General features: G+C 58.9%; 18 protein-coding genes. 17 read left to right on the top strand and 1 reads right to left on the bottom strand.

Annotated features, from left to right (window positions below):
* Position 1: 1 nt before the first annotated feature.
* The 10 genes from QZ862_RS02490 (at position 2) to murB (ending at position 12,559) form a co-directional block, all read left to right on the top strand.
* Positions 2-565 (top strand): hypothetical protein, encoded by a 564-nt coding sequence (locus QZ862_RS02490; RefSeq protein ID WP_296015094.1) that lies wholly within the window; start codon positions 2-4, stop codon positions 563-565.
* Positions 565-2,304, top strand: a complete 1,740-nt coding sequence (locus tag QZ862_RS02485; protein WP_296015087.1) for a penicillin-binding protein 2 — start codon at positions 565-567, stop codon at positions 2,302-2,304. Before QZ862_RS02490 ends, QZ862_RS02485 begins: the two co-directional genes overlap by 1 nt.
* 58 nt (positions 2,305-2,362) lie before the next feature.
* On the top strand, positions 2,363-3,823 hold the full coding sequence (locus tag QZ862_RS02480) for a UDP-N-acetylmuramoyl-L-alanyl-D-glutamate--2,6-diaminopimelate ligase (protein WP_296097272.1): 1,461 nt from the start codon (positions 2,363-2,365) through the stop codon (positions 3,821-3,823).
* The gene (locus QZ862_RS02475) at positions 3,820-5,253 is read left to right on the top strand and encodes a UDP-N-acetylmuramoylalanyl-D-glutamyl-2,6-diaminopimelate--D-alanyl-D-alanine ligase (RefSeq protein WP_296097270.1); all 1,434 of its coding nucleotides are present in this window, start codon (positions 3,820-3,822) and stop codon (positions 5,251-5,253) included. Before QZ862_RS02480 ends, QZ862_RS02475 begins: the two co-directional genes overlap by 4 nt.
* A 116-nt stretch (positions 5,254-5,369) precedes the next feature.
* Positions 5,370-6,470 carry a phospho-N-acetylmuramoyl-pentapeptide-transferase gene (gene mraY, locus QZ862_RS02470; RefSeq protein ID WP_296015068.1) on the top strand — a complete coding sequence of 367 codons (1,101 nt, stop codon included), beginning with the start codon at positions 5,370-5,372 and terminating at the stop codon, positions 6,468-6,470.
* Between the two features lie 3 nt (positions 6,471-6,473).
* A complete protein-coding gene (gene murD, locus QZ862_RS02465) occupies positions 6,474-7,883 on the top strand; it encodes a UDP-N-acetylmuramoyl-L-alanine--D-glutamate ligase (RefSeq protein WP_296097269.1) in 1,410 nt (469 codons plus the stop codon).
* 4 nt (positions 7,884-7,887) lie between these two features.
* Positions 7,888-9,042, top strand: coding sequence for a putative lipid II flippase FtsW (ftsW, locus tag QZ862_RS02460; RefSeq protein ID WP_296015051.1), 1,155 nt, complete (start codon positions 7,888-7,890; stop codon positions 9,040-9,042).
* Positions 9,043-9,048: 6 nt separating this feature from the next.
* On the top strand, positions 9,049-10,185 hold the full coding sequence (gene murG, locus QZ862_RS02455) for an undecaprenyldiphospho-muramoylpentapeptide beta-N-acetylglucosaminyltransferase (RefSeq protein ID WP_296097266.1): 1,137 nt from the start codon (positions 9,049-9,051) through the stop codon (positions 10,183-10,185).
* On the top strand, positions 10,182-11,597 hold the full coding sequence (gene murC, locus QZ862_RS02450) for a UDP-N-acetylmuramate--L-alanine ligase (RefSeq protein WP_296015021.1): 1,416 nt from the start codon (positions 10,182-10,184) through the stop codon (positions 11,595-11,597). The genes murG and murC overlap by 4 nt, the downstream gene beginning before the upstream one ends.
* Positions 11,594-12,559: a UDP-N-acetylmuramate dehydrogenase gene (murB, locus tag QZ862_RS02445; RefSeq protein WP_296097264.1), complete on the top strand. Its 966-nt coding sequence runs from the start codon at positions 11,594-11,596 to the stop codon at positions 12,557-12,559. Before murC ends, murB begins: the two co-directional genes overlap by 4 nt.
* Before the next feature lie 122 nt (positions 12,560-12,681).
* Here the strand turns inward: murB and QZ862_RS02440 are convergent, their stop codons facing one another.
* Entirely contained in the window at positions 12,682-13,986 is a 1,305-nt protein-coding gene (locus QZ862_RS02440; RefSeq protein ID WP_296015009.1) for an MFS transporter, read from the bottom strand.
* 524 nt (positions 13,987-14,510) lie between these two features.
* Here QZ862_RS02440 and QZ862_RS02435 point away from each other — a divergent pair.
* From QZ862_RS02435 to recN, 7 genes are all read left to right on the top strand, one after another.
* Complete coding sequence (locus QZ862_RS02435) at positions 14,511-15,437, top strand: D-alanine--D-alanine ligase (protein WP_296039533.1); 927 nt, start codon at positions 14,511-14,513, stop codon at positions 15,435-15,437.
* Positions 15,425-16,354 (top strand): cell division protein FtsQ/DivIB, encoded by a 930-nt coding sequence (locus tag QZ862_RS02430; protein WP_296014975.1) that lies wholly within the window; start codon positions 15,425-15,427, stop codon positions 16,352-16,354. Before QZ862_RS02435 ends, QZ862_RS02430 begins: the two co-directional genes overlap by 13 nt.
* A complete protein-coding gene (gene ftsA, locus QZ862_RS02425; RefSeq protein ID WP_296014966.1) occupies positions 16,351-17,685 on the top strand; it encodes a cell division protein FtsA in 1,335 nt (444 codons plus the stop codon). Before QZ862_RS02430 ends, ftsA begins: the two co-directional genes overlap by 4 nt.
* A gap of 93 nt (positions 17,686-17,778) precedes the next feature.
* Positions 17,779-19,539 (top strand): cell division protein FtsZ, encoded by a 1,761-nt coding sequence (gene ftsZ, locus QZ862_RS02420; protein ID WP_296014956.1) that lies wholly within the window; start codon positions 17,779-17,781, stop codon positions 19,537-19,539.
* A 297-nt stretch (positions 19,540-19,836) separates the two neighbouring features.
* Positions 19,837-20,796 (top strand): UDP-3-O-acyl-N-acetylglucosamine deacetylase, encoded by a 960-nt coding sequence (gene lpxC / locus QZ862_RS02415; protein WP_296039535.1) that lies wholly within the window; start codon positions 19,837-19,839, stop codon positions 20,794-20,796.
* Between the two features lie 469 nt (positions 20,797-21,265).
* Positions 21,266-22,132 (top strand): outer membrane protein assembly factor BamD, encoded by an 867-nt coding sequence (locus QZ862_RS02410; RefSeq protein ID WP_296014940.1) that lies wholly within the window; start codon positions 21,266-21,268, stop codon positions 22,130-22,132.
* Positions 22,133-22,148: 16 nt separating this feature from the next.
* On the top strand, positions 22,149-23,822 hold the full coding sequence (recN, locus tag QZ862_RS02405; protein WP_296097262.1) for a DNA repair protein RecN: 1,674 nt from the start codon (positions 22,149-22,151) through the stop codon (positions 23,820-23,822).
* Positions 23,823-23,884 lie beyond the last annotated feature (62 nt).

Here is a 23,884-nt window from a genome sequence, read left to right as displayed (position 1 = left end):
TATGCTACGCACACTCGACCTCATCCTCGTCGGCGTGATGGTGGCAGCAGCCGTCGTCACCTATTCCATCAAGCATCAGGCCGATCTCAAGCTTGAATCGGTCAAGAAGCTCGAAGCCGAGATCAGGCTAGAGCGCGACACGATCGATCTACTGCGGGCCGACTGGGCGCTTCTAACGCAGCCGAACCGCCTGCATCGTCTCGTCAATGCCTATCAGGCCGATCTCCAGTTGGCGCCCACCTTGCCGACGCAGCTGGCGCAGCCGCAGGAACTGCCGATGCTGCGTTCGCAGTTGCCGCAGCCGCCAGAGCCTGAAGGCATGAGCGTCGAGGACGTGATTGCTGCGGCCGTCAATGGTTCGAAGCCGGGTGCCACACTTGGTGGTGCCAAGCCGAAGTCTGCGCCTGCCGGCCAGATTGTCGCTACTGGCGGCAAGCCTGTTCCAGCACCGGCGCCGCGCTCTCATGTGGCACGCGCGCCGAAGCAGCCGATGCCTGCGCCAAGAGCGCCGGTTGGCGACGAGTCTGGCGAAATGGATGAAACGATAACAGGATCGGTGGACTGATGTCTTTTCTCTCCCGCGTCATGGTTTTGAAGAGCAAGGCCCATTTCTCCGCCAGCACGATTGGCGGAGCGGACCATGCTGCGTTTGACGGTGCGCGCAAGAAGCGCGCTTCGCAGGCAAAAAGCCGCGTCGGCCTTTTGATCTTCGGCTTCGTCTGCTTCTACGGCGTCATCGGCGGTCGTCTGGTGCAATATGGTCTGGCCCAGCAGGAAACAGTGTCCAGCATCGCGCCTGCCGACAGGCTGATGGCCTCGCGTCCCGACCTTCTGGACCGCAATGGCGAAGTGCTCGCCACCGATATCCGCACCGTATCGCTCTTTGCCGAACCGCATCGCATCGTCGATGTCGACGAGGCAATCGAGAAGCTGCGCACGGTTCTTCCCGATCTCGATACGCGCGGCACCTATCAGAAGCTGACCTCCAGTTCACGCTTCCAGTGGCTGCGCCGTCAGTTGACGCCGAAGCAGCAGAGTCAGATTCTCGCGCTCGGCATTCCCGGCATCGGCTTTCGGCCTGAGAAACGTCGCTTCTATCCCGGTGGCCCGACAGCAGCGCACGTCATCGGCCATGTCAATATCGATAACCGCGGCGTTGCCGGCATGGAGCGTTATCTCGACAGTCAGGGCCTTGCGGATCTGACCGCACTCGGCATGACGTCCGATCAGCCGCTGGAGCCGGTGAAGCTTTCCATCGATCTCCGCGTCCAGGCCATCGTGCGCGAAGTGGTGGTCAACGCTATCCAGAAATTCCAGGCGATCGGCGCGGGTGCTGTCGTTATCAATGTGCATACGGGCGAAATCCTCGCCATGGCATCACTGCCGGATTACGATCCCAACAATCCGGCGGAAGGCGCCAAGGAAGGCTGGCTGAACCGCATGTCGAACGGTACGTTCGAAATGGGCTCGACCTTCAAATCCTTCACCATCGCCATGGGTCTGGACGAGGGTGGCATCAACTTGGGGTCCACCTTCGATGCCCGCTTCCCGATCCGCATCGGTGGCTTCACCATCAAGGATTTCCACGGCAAAGGCCGCGTGCTTTCCGTGCCTGAAATCTTCCAGTATTCGTCCAACATCGGCACGGCGAAAATCGCCGATACGGTCGGTACGGAAGGGCATAAGGAGTTTCTGACGCGTCTTGGCCTGTTGTCCAAAATGCAGACGGAGCTTCCGGAAGTGGCAATGCCGACGCAGCCGCGCCAGTGGAAGAAGATCAACTCCATCACGATCTCCTTCGGTCACGGTGTTTCGACGACCCCGCTGCAAACGGCAATTGCCGGTGCGGCACTCGTCAATGGCGGCAAGCTGATCGAGCCAACCTTCCTGCCGCGCACTGTCGAACAGGCCGATCTCGTCGCCAAGCAGGTCATCAAGCCCACCACTAGCCGTGACATGCGCTTCCTGTTCGAGTGGAATGGCGTCAACGGCTCAGGCCGTAACGCCCGTGTCGAAGGCTTCAACGTGGGTGGCAAGACGGGTACTGCCGACAAGGTGGTCAATGGCCGCTACGTGCATGACAAGAACTTCAACGCCTTCCTCTCGGCTTTCCCGATGGAGAAGCCAGAATATGTCGTGCTTTCCTTCATCGACGAACCGAAGACGGACAAGGGCAATGGTGCGGCACTTGCAGGCTCTTCCGCGGCTCCGATGGTGCATGACATCATCGCCCGCTCTGCCGCGATCCTCGGCGTGAAGCCGAAGTTCGGTAAGGATGGCTCGGCCTTGCTCGTGTCTTATTGATTGGTACAGCTTATGATGGACCGGCGATTCGCGTCGGGGGGACATGACGGACACATCAATGAATTTGCGAGATCTATCGGGACAGTCGTTTCCGGAACTGAATGAATTGCTTCGCGCAGATGCCGGAGCGCTGACCATCACCTCGATCACGGCTGATAGCCGCAAGGTCGAGCCGGGCGCGCTCTTCGTTGCCGTTGCAGGCAATAAGGCGGACGGCACGAGTTTCGTAAAGGATGCCGTCGCCAAGGGTGCGGCCGCGGTCGTGACCGGCCAGCCTGTATCCGCAGACGTACCGGTTCTCGTCGTTTCCGATCCGAGATTGTATCTCGCGCTCGCTGCCGCCCGCTTTTACGGAAAACAGCCGGAAACCATGGTTGCCGTGACCGGTACGGCTGGCAAGACTTCCGTTGCATCCTTCACCCGCCAGATTTGGGCTTTTGCCGGCCATCCCGCAGCACAGATCGGCACCACCGGCGTTATTGCGCCTGGCCGTGAGGAGTACGGCTCGCTCACCACGCCCGATCCTGTTTCGTTGCATGCGCTTCTGGCAGAACTCGCCGCAGAAGGCGTGACGCATGCGGCCATGGAGGCGTCGAGCCATGGTCTCGACCAGCGCCGTCTCGACGGCGTCAAGCTCTCGGCTGCCGGTTTCACCAATCTCGGCCGCGATCATATGGACTACCATCCGACCGTCGAGGACTACATGGCCGCCAAGATGCGGCTCTTCGATACTCTTCTTCCGAAGGGCTCTCCGGTCGTCATCTTTGCCGACGACCCATGGTCTGCGCAGGCAATAGAGGTCGCGACCAAAGCCGGTCACGACGTGCGCACCGTGGGTCGAAAGGGTGACTATCTGGCGCTGAAGCGTGTAGAGCACTTTCGCCACAAGCAGATGATCGAAGTGCATCACGAAGGCGCAATTCACGAAGTGGATATTCCGCTCGCCGGCGACTTCCAGGTGGCCAATGCTCTCGTTTCAGCGGGTCTTGCCATGTCCACCGGTGTGCCTGTGGCGGTAGCCATGAAAGCGCTGGAAAAGCTGATTGGCGCTGCCGGTCGTCTGGAACTGGTAGGGCAGACGAAGAACGGCGCGTTGGCTTACGTGGATTATGCTCACAAGCCGGACGCGCTGGAGAACGTTCTGACCTCCGTGCGTCCTTTCACCTCGGGTCGCATCATTACTGTTTTCGGCTGCGGCGGCGACCGTGACAAGGGCAAGCGTCCGATCATGGGCGAGGTCGCCACACGGCTTTCGGACGTTGTCATCGTCACAGACGACAACCCGCGTTCGGAGGAGCCCGCCACCATTCGATCCGAGATCATGGCGGCGGCACAGGGCGCACTGGAGATTGCAGACCGCGCAGAGGCGATCCGCCATGCCGTGTCGATGCTGGGGAATGGAGACACATTGATCGTTGCGGGCAAGGGGCACGAGGAAGGTCAGATCATTGGCGGCGTGACGCTGCCGTTTTCCGACCATGAACAGGTGCGTTCGGCGCTGGAAGGATTGAAGATTTGAACTGGTTATGGACAGTTGCGGACATGATCGCCATTACGGCTGGTCGTCCGGTCGGCAATCTGCCGCAAGGCATTACGGGAATTTCCATCGACAGCCGCACGGTGCAGCAGGGCGAAGCCTTCTTCGCCATCAAGGGCGATCGCGTCGACGGCCATGATTATGCGAGCTTTGCCGTTGCGAATGGCGCGAGCCTGATGGTCGTTGCCGAGGCAAAGCTGCCAGCGCTAGGTCGTTTGACCGTGCCGATGATCGTTGTCGACGACGTGCTCAGCGCACTGGTCAAGCTCGGTATCGCCGCGCGCGAAAGAACCTCGGCCCGCATCATTGCGGTCACCGGTTCCGTCGGCAAGACGACCACCAAGGAAATGCTGCGGCAGGTGCTGGCGCCATCGGGCAAGGTTCATGCGGCGGTGTCGTCCTTCAACAATCACTGGGGCGTGCCGCTGACGTTAGCGCGTATGCCGGCAGATACCGAATTCGGCGTGTTCGAGGTGGGCATGAACCACCCCAACGAAATCCGCCCGCTGGTCAAGCAGGTGAAACCGCATCTGGCGATCATCACCACCATTGCTGCAGCACATCTTGGCAACTTCAATAGCCTCGAAGAGATCGCTGACGCGAAGGCGGAAATTTTCGAGGGCGTGGTGCCGGGCGGCGCCGTCATTCTCAACCGAGACAATGCGCAGTTCGAGCGGTTGGAAGCTACCGCGATCAATGTCGGCATCGAACATATTCTAACGTTCGGCCAGCATGCCAAGGCCGATTTTCGTCTGGCAGATTTCGAAAGCACGCCGAACGGATCGACCATTTGGGCCATCATCAATGGCGAAACGAGCGAGCTCAATATCGCTATTCCGGGTCGTCACATCGCTGAAAACGCCATGGCGGCGCTCGGTGCCGTGGCTGTCACGGGCGCCAATCTCGACCGCGCATTCCAGGCGCTTGGCGCTCTGAAGCCGGTCAAGGGCAGGGGAGAGCGGCATCGCCGTTCCATCGGTGACGGCTCATTCCTGCTGATCGACGAAAGCTATAATGCCAACCCTGCTTCCATGCGTGCGGCAATTGCGCTTCTGGCGCAGGCCGAGGTGCACGGGAATGGGCGGCGCATCGCGGTTCTCGGCGATATGCTGGAAATGGGCGAGTTCGCCGCCGAGGTCCATGAAGATCTGTCGAGCCCGATCTTGTCTGCCGGTATCGAACATGTGTGGCTTGCGGGAGAATCGATGGCGTATCTGCGCGATGCGCTGCCGGAAAGCGTCAATGTCTCCTGGTTTCCAACAACAGGTGAACTGGCGGAGTTCGTGCTGAAATGGGTGCAGCCGGGCGACGTGGTGATGATAAAATCGTCACTTGGCATCGGTTTCGGCAAGATTGTGTCGGCTCTTCTTGACAAGTATCCGGCATTCCCCGAGACGGAGCGCCAGAATTAGGAAGCCTGAAAGGCCGAAATTTTCGGCTTTTTGCGCTCGATACGGAAACAAGAACCTCGAAGCGGTGCTGGTCATCCTCCCGCCCGCCGCTTCGACCGCCTTTCGAAAGGGCAAACATGCTGATCTGGCTCGTTGAACTGTCGGACAAAATTCAAATCTTCAACCTGTTCAGGTACATCACGTTCCGGGCAGGTGCCGCGCTCTTCACCTCAGCGCTCATCGTCTTCCTGTTCGGACCGGCCATCATCAATTCGCTGCGCATTCGCCAGGGCAAGGGTCAGCCAATCCGTGCCGACGGCCCGCAGACGCATTTCAAGAAGGCCGGTACGCCGACCATGGGCGGCTTGATGATCCTCGCCGGCATTCTCGGCGGATCGCTGCTTTGGGGCGATCTGTCGAATGTCTATGTCGTTGCGGTTCTTCTGGTGACGCTTGGCTTCGGCGCGATCGGCTTTTACGATGACTACCTCAAGGTAACGAAGCAGAGTGACAAGGGCTTTTCCGGCAAGGCGCGTCTGGGCATCGAATTCGTCATTGCTGCCATCGCCACGTTTTTCATGATGCAAATTGCGCTGGCGACCGCACCGCATGGAGGGACGCTTGGGAGCTCAGTCGCGTTTCCGTTCTTCAAGGAATTCGTCATCAATCTTGGCTACTTCTTCGTTCTCTTCGGCGCCTTCGTCATCGTCGCGGCGGGTAACGCGGTGAACCTGACGGACGGTCTCGACGGTCTTGCTATCGTGCCGGTGATGATTGCTGCGGCGACCTTCGGCGTGATTTCCTATCTCGTCGGCAATGCCATCTTCGCCAATTATCTGCAGATCAACTTCGTGCCGGGAACGGGTGAGCTTGCGGTGATCGTCGGCGCTGTCATCGGTGCCGGTCTCGGCTTCCTCTGGTTCAATGCGCCGCCTGCCGCGATCTTCATGGGCGACACTGGCTCGCTCGCACTCGGTGGTCTGATTGGCTCGATTGCCGTTGCCGTCAAGCATGAGATCGTGATGGTCATCGTCGGCGGTCTCTTCGTGATGGAAACGCTCTCCGTCATCATCCAGGTGTTCTGGTTCAAGCGCACTGGACGTCGTGTTTTTCTCATGGCGCCGATCCACCACCATTTTGAAAAGAAGGGCTGGACGGAAAGCCAGGTTGTTATCCGCTTCTGGATCATCTCCGTCGGTCTTGCCATGCTCGGTCTCGCCACACTGAAGCTGAGGTAAGCGATGATCCCGGTCACATCTTTCGCGGATAAGAAGGTTGCTCTCTTCGGTCTCGGCGGTTCGGGCCTTGCGACCGCCAGAGCGCTGGTTGCTGGCGGCGCCGATATCGTTGCTTTCGACGACAACCCGGACAGCGTTGCGAAGGCTGCGAGTGAGGGTATCCCGACCGCCGATCTGCGCACGCTCGATTGGTCGAAGCTTGCCGCTTTCGTTCTCGCGCCGGGCGTGCCGCTGACCCATCCGAAGCCCCACTGGTCGGTCGATCTTGCCAAGGCTGCTGGTGTTGACGTGATCGGTGATATCGAGCTCTTCGTGCGTGAGCGCCGAGCGCATGCGCCGGATTGCCCCTTCATTGCCATTACCGGCACCAATGGCAAATCCACCACCACGGCCCTGATTGCCCATATTCTGAAATCCGCTGGCCGCGATACGCAGCTTGGCGGCAATATCGGCACAGCCGTTCTCAGCCTCGATCCACCGAAAGCTGAACGGTTCTACGTGGTCGAATGCTCTTCCTATCAGATCGATCTCGCTCCGACGTTGAACCCATCGGCCGGGATATTGCTCAACCTGACGCCCGATCACCTCGATCGCCACGGCACTATGCAGCATTATGCCGACGTCAAAGAGCGTCTCGTTGCAGGAAGCGATGCGGCCATTGTCGGAGTCGACGATAGCTATTGCACCTTGATTGCCGATCGTATCGAGCGCGCTGGCGTGAAAGTCAGCCGGATCTCTAAGCGCAATGCAGTGGCCAATGGGCTTTACGCCGAAGGCAGCCGGATCATGAAAGCCGAGGGCGGTACGTCGTCGCTGCTTGTCGATCTGGACGGCATCCAGACGCTTCGCGGTAGCCACAATGCTCAGAACGCTGCGGCTGCCATTGCGGCTTGCATTGCAGTCGGCGTCTCCGAGGACGAGGTGAGGTCGGGGTTGAAGTCCTTCCCCGGTCTGAAGCACCGCATGCAGCCCGTCGGACGGCGTGGCAACGTCACCTTCATCAATGACAGCAAGGCGACCAATGCGGATGCATCTGCGCCCGCGCTTTCGAGCTATGACCGCATCTACTGGATTGCCGGCGGTTTGCCGAAGGCAGGCGGTATCGCCAGCCTTTCACCATTGTTCTCGCGTATCGCCAAGGCCTATCTGATCGGCGAGGCGGCAGCCGAATTTGCCGCGACGCTGGGTGAAGCCGTACCTTATGAAATTTCCGGCACGCTGGACAAAGCGGTCGCGCATGCGGCTGCCGAAGCCACGGCAGATGGTCAGAGCGGCAATGTCGTGATGCTATCTCCGGCTTGCGCAAGCTTCGATCAATATAAGAATTTTGAAATACGGGGTGATTCGTTCGTTTCGCACGTCGCTGCACTCGATGGTGTGACGATGCTGGTGGAAGTGCAAAAGGAGCACTGAAGATATGGTAAGCCGTACTGACCGTGGTCCAGTCGCGGAGTGGTTCTGGACAATCGACCGCTTCTTCCTGGCCGCCTTCATTGCTCTCATCGGCATTGGTCTGATGCTGTCCTTTGCCGCGTCGCCGGCGGTGGCCGAGCGCATCGGCCTCAACAGCTTCTTCTTCGTCGAGCGCCAGGCGATGTTCATCGTCCCGTCGCTGGCGATCATGATCGGGCTGTCCTTTCTTTCGCCGCGGCAGGTTCGCCGCGTGGCTATCGTGCTATTGATCGTATCGCTCCTGATGATGATCTTCGCGCTGTTCTTCGGCATCGAGGTGAAGGGTGCGCGCCGCTGGATTTCGATCGGCAGCTTTTCCATCCAGCCATCCGAATTCATGAAGCCAGCCTTTGTCATCGTTTGCGCCTGGCTTTTTGCCGAGCGTGCGCGCCATCCCGAGATTCCAGGCAACCTCTTCGCCATCATCACTTTCGGCATTGTCGCGGCGCTTTTGATCGCCCAGCCGGACTTTGGTCAGACGATTCTGACATCCGTTGTCTGGGGTGGGATGTTCTTCATGGCCGGTGTGCCGTGGTTTTGGATCATCATGCTCGGTGGTCTGGGTGTTGGTGGCATCGTCACTGCCTATCTGACGCTACCGCACGTGGCCGGTCGTATTGACCGATTCTGGACAGGCGAGGGTGACACGTTCCAGGTGGATACCGCGCGAGAGGCGATCATTCGCGGCGACTGGTTTGGCCAGGGCCCGGGCGAGGGCATCGTCAAGCGGATCATTCCTGACAGCCATACCGACTTCATCTTCTCCGTGGCTGCGGAGGAATTCGGTATCGTCTTCTGCATGGCGTTGGTTGCGATCTTCGCGTTCATCGTTCTGCGTGGCCTCAGCCATGCCTTCAAGGAGAAGGACGATTTCGTCCGTTTCGCGGTTGCAGGCCTCGTTCTACAGATCGGCATCCAGTCGATGATCAATATCGGCGTCAATCTCGAACTTATGCCAGCCAAGGGCATGACGCTGCCGCTGATTTCCTATGGTGGTTCTTCGATGATGGCGATCTGCGTGACGGCTGGCTTCCTGCTGGCACTCACACGACACAGACCCGAGAAGCGCGCACAGGAGCGCAGCTTCTTCCGCGTGGGCGCGGGTCTTCCTGCGGAGTAAAGATTTATGACCAAGGGTATTGTTATGCTTGCCGCCGGTGGAACCGGCGGCCATGTTTTTCCGGCAGAAGCGTTGGCGTACGAGTTAAAGGCACGCGGTTACTCCGTACACTTGGTGACCGACAGCCGAGCCGAGCGCTACGCGGGCAAGTTTCCCGCCGAGGAAATTCATGTCGTGCCATCAGCGACGATTGGCTCGAAGAACCCGATCCGCGTGATCAAGGCGCTGGCCACGCTCTGGACGGGTCTTCGCTCTGCGCGCAAACTGATGACTCGACTAAGGCCTGTTGCCGTTGTCGGCTTCGGTGGTTATCCAACGGTTCCGCCGCTTTTGGCATCCACCGGTATGGGTGTACCGTCGCTGCTGCATGAACAGAATGCGGTCATGGGCCGCGCCAACAAGGCGCTGGCAAAGCGGGTTAAGGCGATCGCCGGCGGCTTTTTGCCGGAAAACAAAGGCGAGTATGGCGACAAGATCGTCATGACGGGGAACCCTGTTCGTCCAGCCGTCCTGTCTGCTGCGCATGTTGCCTACACGCCATCCAATTCGGGCGAAGAGTTCAATCTCGTCGTTTTTGGCGGAAGCCAGGGGGCGCAGTTTTTCTCCGCAGCTGTTCCTGCTGCCATCTGCCTCCTTCCTAATGATCTGCGCAGCCGCATCACGCTGACCCAGCAGGCGCGGGTCGAGGATAAGGACAGCGTTGTCGAATCCTACAAGAAGCTTGGTGTGAGGGCGGATGTCTCGCCATTCTTCGGCGATATGGCCGAGCGTATCGCTCAAGCCGATCTGGTGATCAGCCGCTCAGGCGCTTCGACCGTCTCGGAGCTTTCGGTGATCGGTCGGCCGTCGGTTCTCGTTCCTTATCCGCATGCGCTCGATCACGATCAGGCGGCCAATGCGGCGGCTCTTTCCGCAGCCGGCGGTGCCAGCGTCATCAAGCAGGCTGATCTCTCGCCGAATGCGCTCTCGGCGCTTTTGGCTGACGCGATGAACGACCCGGCTCGACTGGAGAAGACGGCTGCTGCCGCCAAGGCCACCGGCAAGCCGGACGCGGCCAAGCGCCTCGCCGATCTCGTGGAGGCGATTGCCGCCGGGGAAAGCGTTCAGCAATTTAAATCGAAGAATGAAGGAGTGCATCCATGAAGATGCCGAAAGCCATCGGTCTAGTCCATTTCATCGGAATTGGCGGCATCGGCATGAGCGGCATTGCCGAGGTGCTGCACAATCTTGGCCATCGCGTTCAAGGTTCCGATCAGGCAGACAGTGCCAATGTGCAGCGTCTGCGCGAGAAGGGTATTGAGGTTTTCGTCGGTCACAAGGCTGAAAACCTTGGCGACGCGGAAGTGGTGGTGGTTTCGACCGCCATCAAGAAGAACAATCCCGAACTGGTCTCCGCACGCGAAAAACATCTGCCCATCGTTCGCCGTGCCGAAATGCTGGCCGAGTTGATGCGTTTCCGCAATGCGATCGCTATCGGCGGTACGCATGGCAAGACCACGACGACGTCCATGGTGGCGACGCTGCTGGAAGCTGGCAATCTCGATCCGACCGTCATCAATGGTGGTATCATTAACGCCTATGGCACCAATGCCCGCATGGGTGAGGGTGAATGGATGGTGGTCGAGGCCGACGAATCCGACGGTACCTTTCTGAAGCTGCCCGCAGATGTTGCGGTGGTCACCAATATCGACCCGGAACATCTCGACCATTACGGCAATTTCGACGCCGTGCGTCAGGCCTTCCGCCAGTTCGTGGAAAACGTGCCTTTCTATGGCTTCGGGGTCATGTGCCTCGACCATCCAGAGGTGCAGACGCTGGTCGGCAAGATCGAGGATCGCAAGGTCATCACCTATGGTGAGAACCCACAGGCGGATGTGCGCTTTTCCAATGTTCGTATCGATGGCACCAAGTCTGTCTTCGATGTCGAAATCCGTCGCCGCCGCACGGGCAAGGTGTTTTCCTTCAAGGATCTCGTGCTGCCGATGCCCGGCCGTCACAATGTCTCGAACGCTACAGCTGCGATTGCAGTCGCCAACCGGCTCGGCATTTCGGAAGCGGACATCAAGAAGGGGCTCGGTTCTTTCGGCGGCGTCAAACGCCGCTTTACGCTTACGGGTGAGTCCAACGGCGTGCAGGTTTTCGACGATTACGGTCATCACCCCGTGGAAATCAAGGCCGTGTTAAAAGCTGCACGCGAGGCCTGCAAAGGTCGCATTATCGCCGTGCATCAGCCGCACCGCTTCACGCGCCTGTCGAGTTTGTTCGAGGATTTCGCCCATTGCTTCAACGATGCCGACACGATTCTTCTTGCTCCGGTCTATGCAGCAGGTGAAGATGCCATCGAAGGTGTCAACTCCGAGACGCTGGTTTCCGCCATCAAGGCGGCAGGCCATCGCGATGCCCGTCATCTTGCCTCGCGCGACGATCTGGCAAAGACGGTTGCAGCCATTGCGAATCCGGGTGATTTCGTGGTTCTCTTGGGCGCTGGTAATATTACGCAGTGGGCAGCGGCGCTGCCGTCAGAATTGGATAGCATTTCAGGAAAGTCTGCATGAGACAGGTGGATGGGGTAAAGTTGCTGGAAAGGCTCGGCGACGGAGTAAAGGAACTAAGAGGACGTGTGACGCCGGACTCGCCAATGGACCGCGTGACGTGGTTCAGGGCCGGTGGTCTTGCGGAACTGATGTTCCAGCCCCACGACACGGATGATCTCATCACCTTCCTCAAGATTCTGCCCGAGGATGTTCCGCTGACCGTGGTTGGCGTTGGCTCCAACCTGCTGGTGCGTGACGGCGGCATTCCGGGCGTCGTCGTGCGCTTGTCCGCCAAGGGTTTTGGTCAGGTCGAGCTTGCTGGCGAAAATCGTATCAAGGCGGGTGCTATCTGCCCGGACAAGCATATCGCAGCCATGGCGATGGATAACGGCATCGGCGGCTTCCACTTCTACTATGGCATTCCAGGCTCCATCGGCGGCGCGCTGCGCATGAATGCCGGCGCCAATGGTGGCGAAACCCGAGACCGTGTCGTGGAAGTCTATGCGGTGGACCGCAAGGGCAACAGCCATGTGCTGTCCAATGCCGATATGCAGTATAGCTATCGGCATTCAGGTGCCGATAAAGATCTGATCTTCACGGGCGCACTTTTCGAGGGTTATCCGGAAGACCGTGCAAAGATCCGTGCCGATATGGACGCTGTGCGTCATCACCGTGAGACTGTTCAGCCGATCCGCGAACAGACCGGTGGTTCGACCTTCAAGAATCCGGAAGGCCACTCGGCCTGGGAGTTGATCGACGAGGCGGGTGGTCGCGGCATGGTGATCGGCGGCGCGCAGATGTCGTCGCTGCATTGCAACTTCATGATCAATACCGGTCACGCGACGGGCTACGATCTCGAATATCTCGGTGAAGCCGTGCGCAAGCGTGTCTTCGAGAAATCCGGCATTCGTCTGGAATGGGAAATAAAGCGCCTTGGCCTTTTCATGCCGGGCCGCGAAGTCGAGCCCTTCCTCGGCGGCTAAGCGCATTCAGTAAGATATAAAGAAAAGCCCGCGAAGTCAGAAACTTCGCGGGCTTTTTTATTAGCTTGATTCAGGCTTCAAGCGGCGCATCGGGAATGGTGCGCCGCCATTGTCGGGATCGCTTACACTTCGTCCTTGCCTGAGGCGAGGATGCAGACCAGCGTGATCACGGCAGCGATGCCGAGATAATAGCCGACGGCGGCCATGCCGTAATTCGTCTGCAGCCACGTCGCGATGTAAGGTGCGAGAGAGGCGCCGACGATGCCTGCGAAGTTGAAGGTCAGCGACGCGCCGGTGTAGCGCACGCTGGTGGGGAAGGGGGCAGCCAATGCCGCGCCGATCAGCGCGTAGGTCATGCCCATCAGTGCCATGGCCGAAGCCGCGAAGATTGCGACGCCTGTTTCGCCGCCGCCCAGAAGAACCGGAAGCAGGAAGGAGAAGGCGGCGATCAAGACCGTGATGACGATCAGCGACAGGCGACGACCGACCTTGTCGCCGACGATGCCCGTCAGCGGAATGAAGATGCCGAAGACGACAGCGCTAAGGATCTGGATTTCCAGCGCGTCGAGGAAGGGGATCTTCAGGACCTTGACGTTGTAGGACAGCAGCCAGGCGGTCGCGATGTAGAACAGCACGAAGGTGACGAGCGCTACAAAGGTGCCGAGGAACAGGCTGCGCTTGTACTTGGTGAAGATTTCCTTGGCTGGAACGGCAACGCGTTCATGCTTGTCGATTGCCTTCTGGAACGCAGGCGTTTCCGAAATGGAGAAGCGAACCCACAGGCCAACGGCGATCAGCAGCGTCGAGGCGACGAAGGGAATACGCCAGCCCCACGAGATGAGCGCTTCATTCGACATGACATGCAGCAGCAGCCAGAAGATACCCGAGGAGAGGAAGAGACCAACCGGTGCGCCGAGCTGCGGGAACATCGCGTACCAGTTGCGTTTGCCCGGAGGCGCATTTTCTGTTGCCAGAAGAACGGCGCCGCCCCATTCGCCACCAAGTCCAAAGCCCTGGCCGAAACGGCAAAGGGCTAGCAGCAGAGGAGCGAAAACGCCTGCTGTTTCATAGGACGGCAAAAGACCGATCACGACAGTAGAGATACCCATCGTCAGCAGTGCTGCGACAAGCGTCGTCTTGCGGCCCACGCGGTCGCCGTAGTGACCAAACACCAGTGCGCCGAGTGGACGGGCAAAGAAGGCGATCGAAAAGGTGGCGAAGGATGCAAGCAAAGCCGTCATCGGATCGCTGTTGGGGAAGAACAGCGTCGGAAACACGAGCACGGCGGCGGTCGCATAAACGTAGAAATCGAAGAATTCGATGGTCGTACCGACCAGGCTGGCAGTGAGAACTCGTGCAGGCGAATTTGTCTTTACATCGTTCGGCGTGGCAGCTGTCGGCGATACAGGAGATATCGCGTCAGTCATGGTATTGGTTCCATTGTTAAGTAAGACTTATGACCTTGGAGGAGGCTGCCGTTGCGTTAACGCAATTTTCGATCCTTTGGAACGACTAAAGCGCAATAAGCTGTAAAAAATCACGAGAATTTCAGGTGTTTTTGGACTTTAAGGTGACAAGCGCTCAATGCGCGGCATCCTTTTGCCGCTCAGCGCCAGTGCCTTAAGGTTCTAAAATCCCTGGGGACAATCGGGCGATCTTAACGAATCGATCTTGCTTTTGATGCCGATGCTCGAAATCCGCGCAATGGATTTATTTGATCCGGCTTAAATTCTGAATCTTGCATCGACCGCAACACTCTGATTCCAAGGAAGGAATCCGTGCCTCATGTGATTCTTTAACAAAAATCGCACCAATGGCCGCTTCGGTTAAGGAAAGTAAACGCTTCGTTAACCTTAATGACGTTTAAGTGTCTCGTACGGGTCGGGCGAGAGAATCGCGAACCATTCCGGTTCCGGTGCCTCGTCTGGAATTTCAGGTGTCAGAGGTTTTTATGAGCGGCAAGCACGTAGCTGTTCTTATGGGTGGGTTTTCTTCGGAGCGGCCGGTCAGCCTCTCGTCGGGAGAGGCTTGCGCGTCCGCACTGGAAGGTGAGGGCTATAAGGTCACGCGGGTGGATGTCGATCGCAACATTGCTGCGGTCCTTGCTGACTTGCGGCCTGACGTCGCCTTCAACGCTTTGCATGGTCCCTTCGGGGAAGACGGTACGATCCAGGGTGTTCTGGAATATCTCGAAATTCCCTATACCCATTCCGGGGTCGCGGCGTCGTCTTTGGCGATGAACAAGTCGCAGTCCAAGAAGATTGCCGCTGCCGCTGGCATCCCTGTTGCTGCCGAGAGGCTGATGAACCGTTTCGATATCGGCTCCGACCATCCGATGGCGACGCCTTATGTCGTCAAGCCTGTTTGCGAGGGTTCGAGCTTCGGAGTTGTCATCGTCACGGAAGATCAATCCCATCCTCCGCAGGTGCTTGGTTCGACCGACTGGCGTTACGGTGATTCGGTCATGGTCGAACGCTATGTTCATGGCCGCGAACTCACCTGCGGCGTGATGAACGGCGAGGCTTTAGGCGTGACGGAAGTCGTGCCGCTCGGCCATAATTTCTACGATTACGACGCAAAATACGCCAAGGGTGGCTCAAAGCATGTCATCCCGGCAGAAATTTCACCGAATATTTACCAAAGAATCCAATCATTGGCGGTCATGGCGCATCAGGTGATTGGCTGCCGTGGCGTAAGCCGTTCGGATTTTCGCTACGACGACCGTTTCTCAGAAGATGGCGAACTTATCTGGCTGGAGATCAATACCCAGCCGGGCATGACGCCGACCTCCCTCGTGCCCGAGATGGCGGCTCATCAGGGCCGTTCCTTTGGTGATCTTGTCCGGTGGATGGTGGAGGATGCGTCGTGCTTGCGGTAAAGGGCAAAAAATCGGCAGCTAGAAAGCGTGACCAGCACGCAGCCGCAGGTGTGGATGACCGGCTGGTTCTTCCGCGTCCGCTGCGCCGTGTCTTCCGCTTTTGTGCGAGCCTTGCAACGGGACGCATTCATATTCCTGCCCATACCGGCACGGTATCGACGCTCGTATTTTTTTCCGCTGTCGGCCTTTACGGCATGTCGCTTGGTGGCCACACGGAGCTTGTTGCTCAAGCAACAACGTCTGCTGCCGGTTTTGCCGTTGAAGACGTCAAGGTCTCCGGTAATCTTCAGACATCGGAAATCGAAGTCTTCCAGCTTCTCGGCCTTGATGGCGCAACCTCGCTGATTGCGCTGGACGTCAACGCTGCGCGCAAGAAACTGACCGAACTTCCATGGGTCGACGATGTGGAAGTGCGCAAGGTCTATCCGAAGACGATCGAAGTGCGCCTCAAGGAGCGTCAGGCCTTTGGTATCTGGCAGCACGGCTCGGAGCTGTCGTTGATCGAAAAAAGCGGCAGTGTCATCGCGCCGTTGCGTGACAACAAATATGCAGGTCTGCCGCTGTTCGTTGGCCGCGATGCCGAAACCGGTGCTGCAGGCTTTGTCGATGAGCTTGCGGACTGGCCGGAGATTCGCAACCGCGTTCGCGCCTATGTTCGCGTTGCCGGTCGCCGTTGGGATTTGCACCTCGACAATGGCATCGTGGTAAAGCTGCCGGAAGAGAACGTGCCGAAGGCGCTGCAGCTTCTGGCCCGTCTCGATATGGAGCAGAAAATTCTTTCGCGCGACGTCGCAGCAGTTGATCTGCGTCTTTCCGACCGCACCACGGTGCAGTTGACGGACGGTGCAGCAGAGCGTCGTCAGGCTGCCGTCGAAGCGCGTAGCAAGGCCCTCAAGAAAGCGGAGAAGAACACATGAGCTTGTTCGGTTCTTCCCAGTTCGGTCTTCCGCGCCTGAAGCCATTGTCGTCCAAGCGCAGCCATGTGGTTTCGGTTCTCGATATCGGCTCCACCAAGGTCGTGTGCATGATCGGCCGTCTGACGCCGCGCCAGGAGAGCGAAGTTCTGCCCGGTCGCACGCATAAGGTAGACGTGATCGGCATCGGTCATCAGCGTTCGCGTGGCGTGAAATCCGGCGTGATCGCCGATCTCGATGCGCTGGAAGGCGTCATTCGCCTGGCCGTCGATGCCGCCGAGCGCATGGCAGGCCTCACCGTCGACAGCCTGATCGTCAATGTTTCGGCTGGCCGTCTGGCGAGCGATATCTACACTGCCTCCATCGATCTCGGTGGACAGGAAGTGGAATCGGGCGATCTGCGCAAGGTTTTGATTGCTGCAAGCCAGCAGTCGCTTCGCCAGGACCGTGCTATTCTGCATTCGTTGCCGACGGGCTATTCGCTGGATGGCGAGCGCGGCATTCGCGACCCACTCTCCATGTATGGCGATCTGCTGGGTGTGGATATGCACGTCGTTACCGCTGAACGCACGGCGCTGAAGAACCTAGAACTTTGCATCAACCGTGCGCACCTCTCGGTCGAAGGCATTGTTGCAACTCCCTATGCCAGCGGTCTGGCTGCATTGGTGGATGACGAAGTCGAACTCGGCTGCGCTGCTATCGATATGGGCGGCGGCACGACGACGATCTCGGTTTTCGCCGAAGGCCGTCTGGTCCATACCGATGCAATCGGCCTTGGTGGCCACCACGTCACCACCGACCTTGCACGTGGTCTCTCCACGCGTATCGAAGACGCAGAGCGTCTGAAGGTGGTTCACGGTTCGTCGCTTGCCAATGGCGGCGTGGACGATCGCGAGATGATTGCCGTTCCGCCGATCGGCGAGGACGATCGCGATCAGCCATCGCAGGTCTCTAAGGCGCTGGTCAGCCGTATTATCCGCGCTCGTATCGAAGAGACGCTGGAACTGATTCGTGACCGGATCCAGAAGTCCGGTTTCAGCCCCATCGTGGGCAAGCGCGTGGTGCTGACGGGTGGCGCTAGCCAGCTCACCGGTCTGCCGGAAACGGCGCGTCGCATTCTGGCTCGCAACGTGCGCATCGGTCGTCCGATGGGTGTGGCGGGCCTACCGGTTGCGGCCAAGGGCCCGGCCTTTTCCACGGCTTGCGGATTGATGATCTATCCGCAGATCGCGGACATCGAAATTCATGCGGCGCAGAGCGGAATGTTCTCGCCGTTTGGAATGGGCAGCGGGCGGATCGCCCGTGTGGGGCAGTGGCTGAAAGAAAGTTTCTGATCCTTTTCCTGCGTATCACGGAAAAGGAATGAGTGAAGATCGAAGAAATTGGCCAGCGGGGCGTTGCCGGCCATCAAAAGAAGGAATGGTAAAATGACGATACAGCTGCAAAAGCCGGATATCACCGAGCTGAAGCCACGCATCACCGTTTTCGGTGTTGGCGGCGGTGGCGGTAACGCTGTCAACAACATGATCACGGCGGGTCTGCAGGGCGTCGATTTCGTCGTCGCCAACACGGACGCACAGGCGCTCACGATGACGAAGGCCGACCGGGTTATCCAGCTCGGCGTGAACGTCACCGAAGGCCTCGGCGCCGGTTCGCAGCCGGAAGTTGGCCGCGCTGCTGCCGAAGAGTGCATCGATGAAATCATCGATCACCTGAACGGCACTCACATGTGCTTCGTCACCGCCGGCATGGGCGGCGGCACCGGCACGGGTGCGGCTCCGGTCGTTGCACAGGCAGCCCGCAACAAGGGCATCCTGACGGTCGGCGTCGTAACCAAGCCGTTCCATTTCGAAGGTGGACGCCGCATGCGTCTGGCCGAACAGGGTATCGAAGAGCTGCAGAAGTCGGTCGATACGCTGATCGTCATTCCGAACCAGAACCTTTTCCGCATTGCCAATGACAAGACGACCTTTGCCGATGCCTTCGCAATGGCTGACCAGGTTCTCTATTCGGGCGTTGCTTGCATCACCGACCTGATGGTGAAGGAAGGTCTCATCAACCTCGACTTCGCCGACGTTCGCTCGGTCATGCGCGAAATGGGCCGCGCAATGATGGGTACGGGTGAGGCTTCCGGCGAAGGCCGCGCAATGCAGGCTGCGGAAGCGGCGATTGCCAACCCGCTGCTCGACGAAACCTCGATGAAGGGCGCACAGGGCCTCCTGATCTCCATCACCGGTGGTCGCGACCTGACCCTCTTCGAAGTCGACGAAGCTGCAACGCGTATCCGCGAAGAAGTCGATCCGGATGCCAACATCATCCTCGGCGCGACCTTCGACGAAGCGCTCGAAGGCCTCATCCGCGTTTCCGTTGTTGCCACCGGCATCGACCGTGTACCGGGCCAGATGGAGCAGAACATTGCTGAAATGCGTGCAGCCGCAGCTGCCGCAGCAAAGCCCATTATCCGTCCCTCCGCGGCCGTTGCATCCGCACCGGCCGCAGTTCAGCCTGCCCCAGTATCGCAGGCACCAAAGACCGTAGATCCGATTGCTCAGACCATCCGCGCTGCGGAAGTCGATATGGAGCGCGAACTTGCTCTGGCCGCTGCCGAACAGCAGCTGCGCCAGGCACAGGCAGAGGCCGAGTTCCGCCCACAGAGCAAGCTGTTCGCATCTGCTCCGGCCGAAGCGCCGGTCGTTGCTCGCCCCGCAGCACCGGTTCAGGCTGCTCCGGCACCTGTATACCACGCTCCGGAGCAGGTCGCAGCGCCGGCTCCGCGCATGGCACAGCCGCAGGCTCAGGTTTATCATGAACCTGCTCCTGTCGCACGCCAGCCGGAGCCGGTTCGCATGCCAAAGGTCGAGGATTTCCCTCCGGTCGTGAAGGCTGAAATCGATCACCGCGCACAGGTTGCTCATGCAGCGCCTGAAGAGCGTGGTCCGATGGGTCTCTTGAAGCGAATCACAAATTCGCTCGGTCGCCGCGATGAAGAAGATACTGTTCCTTCCGACATGATGGATGCTCCGAGCCTTGCTCCGCAGCAACGCCGTCCGCTGTCTCAGGAAGCCAGCATGTACGCACCGCGTCGGGGCAATCTGGATGATCACGGTCGCCAGATGCCGGCATCGTCCAGCCATCACGATGACGATCAGCTCGAAATTCCGGCCTTCCTGCGTCGTCAGTCGAACTGATCGGATTGCCGGTCGGTGAACCGATCAGGCGATTCTACGTTTAGCGAATACCCGGGTTCGAAAGGCCCGGGTATTCGTGTTTCATCCGCTTCGCAAAGGCGAATTTAGATCAATTGTTTCAAATGCTTGTGTCTGTAACAATGCGAAATCAACAGTGATTTGTTATGGCGCTGCACTGTGCGTATGTAAGAGCATGGGTTTGGGAAATGACGTCTTCGTGAAGGCAAAATTTCCCCTCGTTCGACTTCGAACCGAGCCGGTATCGCCGGCTGGTTCACATGAAAAGGCTTAATACGCATGACCATCGGATTGCTCGGTTTCCAAACAACTATCGCCAACCCTGTTCAGCTCAAGGGCATCGGCGTTCACTCGGGCAATCCGGCTTCCATGACGTTTCAGCCGGCGGAAGCCGGAACGGGCATCGTCTTCAGCCGCACGCTGGAGAACGGCACCGTGGTCGACGTGAAGGCCGTTTCTGCCAATGTCGGCAATACCGATCTTTGCACCGTCATCGGCCGTTCGCCGGCACAGTCGGTTGCGACCGTCGAGCATGTCATGGCTGGCATCTACGCCATGGGCATCGACAACCTGATCGTTGAAGTCGACGGTCCGGAAGTGCCGATCATGGATGGTAGCTCCGCACCTTTCATCGAAGCGATCGAGTCGGTTGGTATCAAGAATCTCGGTGTGAAGCGTCGCTACATCCGCGTGATCAAGCCTGTTCGTATTGATGCGGGCGCTTCCTGGGCGGAATTCCGTCCCTATGACGGCACGCGTTTCGAAGTCGAAATCGATTTTGATACGCCGCTTATCGGTCGCCAGACCTGGAAGGGTGACCTGACGGCTGATACATTCAAGAACGAGTTGTCCCGCGCCCGTACCTTCGGCTTCATGCGTGATGTGGAGCGCCTGTGGGCTGCCGGCTACGCGCTCGGCTCGTCGCTCGAAAATTCCGTTGTGATCTCCGATGACCACACGGTCATCAATATGGAAGGCCTGCGTTACGCGAAGGACGAATTCGTCCGTCACAAGACGCTTGATGCCGTTGGCGATCTGGCACTTGCAGGTGCGCAGTTCATCGGTTGCTATCGCTCCTATCGTGGTGGCCACAAGGTCAACGCCAATGCGCTGAAGGCACTGCTCAGCGATCCGACCGCGTATGAGATCGTCGAGGCGCCTGCCGCGCGTCATCCGGTCGTTCGCGCACGTGAGTTTGTCGCCATCAACCAGCCGGAATTTGCCCCCTGGTCCGCTTAAACTCTGCGATACATTCGACCTTTACTAAGGGCTGCTCCTCCAGGCAGCCTTTTTTTATTTGCTGCCGAGACTTTATTACAGTGTGCCGTTAGCGTTGCAGGTTACGCCACCGGAAGAGCTTGCAAAGCGGACTTCAAGTCATCAGAAAAGTGCTTCGTTCAAGGGATGAGTAGTGCCGGTGTTTATCTGTCGCGACGCGTGATTGGCTCTACCGAATGTCGAATACGTCCACCATCGATCACCTGTGCGACGGCGAAAATCTGCTCGAGCAGAACGCTTCCATTTAAAAAGGAAACCCTCTAATAGGAGTTGCACGGGTGGAGATCGGGATTATCGCGTCATGCGCGGTTGCCTGCCATAAAAATGCGTTAATGCGTCATCATTGCGTTGCCCTGCTGGTGCTTTTACGGCTAGAAACGCCTGCAAGAAGCCAAAGCTCTGTGTTGACGCGGGAAGTGGGAACTGTCGAATGAAGCGTGTAGGTTCTGGTGCTATGAATGGAACGATGCGGGTCGGACTCGTGTCGCTGATGCTGCTTGGCGCCGGAACGCTGGTCACTGCCTGCCAGTCCGATCCCGATATCGACATCACCAAACTCGGCGTTGAGAATGATCCGCCGGATGTGCTCTATCGCCAGGCCCTTGCCAATATGAACAAGGGCAACATGACCGAAGCGGGCCGCAAGTTCACAGCGATCGATAAGCAGTATCCTTTCACCGAGTGGGGCCAGAAGGCTCTGGTGATGAACACCTTTATTGCCACCCGCCAGAACAAGAACGAAGCAGCGATCACCTCTGGCCAGCGGTTCCTCAAGCAGTATCCGCGCGCCAAAGACGCCGCCTACGTTCAGTACATGATCGGCCTTGCTTACTCCAAGCAGATTGCCGACGTGACGCAGGACCAACGCGCCGCCCAGCGCACCATCGAAGCGATGAGCAAGGTGGTCAACGATTATCCCGATTCCGAATATGTAGCCGATGCGCAGGCCAAGATCCGCTTTGCGCGTGACCAGCTTGCCGGTCGCGAAATGCAGGTCGGTCGTTATTACCTCGAGCGCAAAGAATATTTGGCCGCGGTGTCGCGCTTCCGTATCGTCGTGGAGCAGTACCAGAACACCAACCAGATCGAAGAGGCGCTGGCGCGTCTTACCGAAGCTTACTACGCCATGGGACTGGTGGATGAAGCCCAGACGGCTGCTGCCGTGCTCGGCAATAACTACCCTGACAGCCAGTGGTATGCCGATTCCTACAAGCTCTTGAAGGGGCAGGGGCTGGAGCCGCGTGAAAATCGCGAATCCTGGATCTCTCGCGCCGGCAAGAAGCTGATCGGAGCCTAAGGCAAGGGCGTCATCCATGCTGGTCCAGCTTTCGATCCGCGACATCGTTCTGATCGAACGGCTCGACCTTGGGTTCGAGGCCGGTCTCTCCGTGCTGACCGGTGAAACCGGCGCTGGTAAATCCATTCTTCTCGACAGCTTGTCGCTTGCTCTTGGCGGCCGCGGCGATGGCGGCCTTGTGCGTCACGGCGAGGAAAAAGGTCAGGTTACGGCCACGTTCGAAGTCGGATTGGATCACCCCGCTCGGCTGCTGTTGCGTGAGAACGGTCTGGACGACGACGGGGATCTGATCTTTCGGCGTGTGCAGTCGGCGGACGGGCGGACCAAGTCCTATGTCAACGATCAGGCCGTTTCGGTGCAGATGATGCGCCAGCTCGGACAACATCTCGTTGAAATTCACGGTCAGCACGACGATCGGGCGCTGGTCGATACCAACGCGCATCGTGCGCTTCTTGATGCTTTCGCCGGTCTTGGCGACGAGGTCGTTTCGGTGCAGGGTCTGTACCGTACGTGGAAAGATGCCGAGCGCGGCTTGAAGGTGCATCGCGCCAAGGTCGAGGCGGCGGCGCGTGAGGCCGATTATTTACGGTCCTCGGTTGATGAGCTGGAAGCCCTGTCTCCTCGCGATGGTGAGGAGGACGAACTGGCCGAGCGTCGGGCCGTGATGCAGAAGTCCGAACGTATTGCCGGTGATATTGCCGAAGCGAGCGAGTTCCTGAACGGCAACGCATCTCCCGTGCCGATCATCGCCTCGATGATGCGGCGACTTGAGCGCAAGAGCCATGAAGCGCCCGGTCTGCTGGAAGACACGGTGCAGCTGCTGGACGCCGCGCTCGACAATCTGTCCAATGCGCAGATGGAGGTGGAGGCAGCTCTTCGCCGGACCGAATTCGACCCACGCGAGCTGGAGCGGGTTGAAGAGCGTTTGTTTGCGCTTCGTGCGGCGGCTCGCAAATATTCCGTTCCCGTGACCGATCTTCCAGCCCTTGCCGAGCGTATGGTGACGGATCTTGCCGATCTCGATGCGGGCGAAGAAAAGCTTGCGAAACTCGAGGCGCAGCTTGGCGTCGTCAAGGCCGATTTTGACCGGGCGGCATTATCGCTGTCGGAGAAAAGGCGTCATGCTGCGGAGGCGCTCTCCGAAGCTGTCATGGCCGAACTGCCGGCACTAAAGCTGGAGCGGGCGCGCTTCAGCGTAGAGGTGACGAGCGATTCCTCCTCGGCGACGGCTGACGGCATCGACGTTGTGGAATTTCATGTCCAGACCAACCCCGGCACGCGACCCGGTCCGATCATGAAGGTCGCTTCGGGCGGCGAGCTCTCACGCTTCCTGTTGGCGCTCAAAGTTGCCCTTGCCGATCGTGGATCTGCGCCGACGCTGGTGTTCGACGAAATCGATACGGGAGTAGGGGGCGCAGTGGCGGACGCCATCGGTCAGCGTTTGAAACGCTTGTCGAAGACTGTGCAGGTTCTATCCGTCACCCATGCGCCGCAGGTGGCAGCACGCGCTTCCACGCATCTGTTGATCGCCAAGGGACCGGCAGGCGATGGGACCGAGCGCATTGCCACGCGAGTGGCCACCATGCAGCCCGAACATCGTACCGAAGAGATTGCCCGCATGCTCGCCGGCGCTTCAGTGACGGACGAAGCCAGGGCAGCGGCTGCGCGGCTTCTGGCCGCGCAGGATTGAAGCGTTTCCTTTAATAAGAATATCGAGCTTGCTGGAAAGGCTCGGGTGGTTCTGCCGAGCCG

The organism is uncultured Agrobacterium sp. (assembly GCA_913777615.1).
Taxonomy (GTDB): Bacteria; Pseudomonadota; Alphaproteobacteria; order Rhizobiales; family Rhizobiaceae; genus Agrobacterium.
The sequence above is the reverse complement of the archived record's forward strand: the minus strand, read 5'-3'. Positions and strand labels throughout refer to the sequence as shown.

Excerpts from the sequence above, each read along its gene's own strand:
- QZ862_RS02435 (WP_296039533.1), top strand. The coding sequence starts at position 14,511 with ATGAGCGGCAAGCACGTAGCTGTTCTTATGGGTGGGTTTTCTTCGGAG.
- mraY (WP_296015068.1), top strand. The coding sequence starts at position 5,370 with ATGCTGATCTGGCTCGTTGAACTGTCGGACAAAATTCAAATCTTCAAC.
- QZ862_RS02480 (WP_296097272.1), top strand. The coding sequence starts at position 2,363 with ATGAATTTGCGAGATCTATCGGGACAGTCGTTTCCGGAACTGAATGAA.
- murD (WP_296097269.1), top strand. The coding sequence starts at position 6,474 with ATGATCCCGGTCACATCTTTCGCGGATAAGAAGGTTGCTCTCTTCGGT.
- QZ862_RS02440 (WP_296015009.1), bottom strand. The coding sequence starts at position 13,986 with ATGACTGACGCGATATCTCCTGTATCGCCGACAGCTGCCACGCCGAAC.
- QZ862_RS02410 (WP_296014940.1), top strand. The coding sequence starts at position 21,266 with ATGAAGCGTGTAGGTTCTGGTGCTATGAATGGAACGATGCGGGTCGGA.
- QZ862_RS02490 (WP_296015094.1), top strand. The coding sequence starts at position 2 with ATGCTACGCACACTCGACCTCATCCTCGTCGGCGTGATGGTGGCAGCA.
- ftsA (WP_296014966.1), top strand. The coding sequence starts at position 16,351 with ATGAGCTTGTTCGGTTCTTCCCAGTTCGGTCTTCCGCGCCTGAAGCCA.
- QZ862_RS02485 (WP_296015087.1), top strand. The coding sequence starts at position 565 with ATGTCTTTTCTCTCCCGCGTCATGGTTTTGAAGAGCAAGGCCCATTTC.
- murC (WP_296015021.1), top strand. The coding sequence starts at position 10,182 with ATGAAGATGCCGAAAGCCATCGGTCTAGTCCATTTCATCGGAATTGGC.
- ftsZ (WP_296014956.1), top strand. The coding sequence starts at position 17,779 with ATGACGATACAGCTGCAAAAGCCGGATATCACCGAGCTGAAGCCACGC.
- murG (WP_296097266.1), top strand. The coding sequence starts at position 9,049 with ATGACCAAGGGTATTGTTATGCTTGCCGCCGGTGGAACCGGCGGCCAT.
- lpxC (WP_296039535.1), top strand. The coding sequence starts at position 19,837 with ATGACCATCGGATTGCTCGGTTTCCAAACAACTATCGCCAACCCTGTT.
- murB (WP_296097264.1), top strand. The coding sequence starts at position 11,594 with ATGAGACAGGTGGATGGGGTAAAGTTGCTGGAAAGGCTCGGCGACGGA.
- ftsW (WP_296015051.1), top strand. The coding sequence starts at position 7,888 with ATGGTAAGCCGTACTGACCGTGGTCCAGTCGCGGAGTGGTTCTGGACA.
- recN (WP_296097262.1), top strand. The coding sequence starts at position 22,149 with ATGCTGGTCCAGCTTTCGATCCGCGACATCGTTCTGATCGAACGGCTC.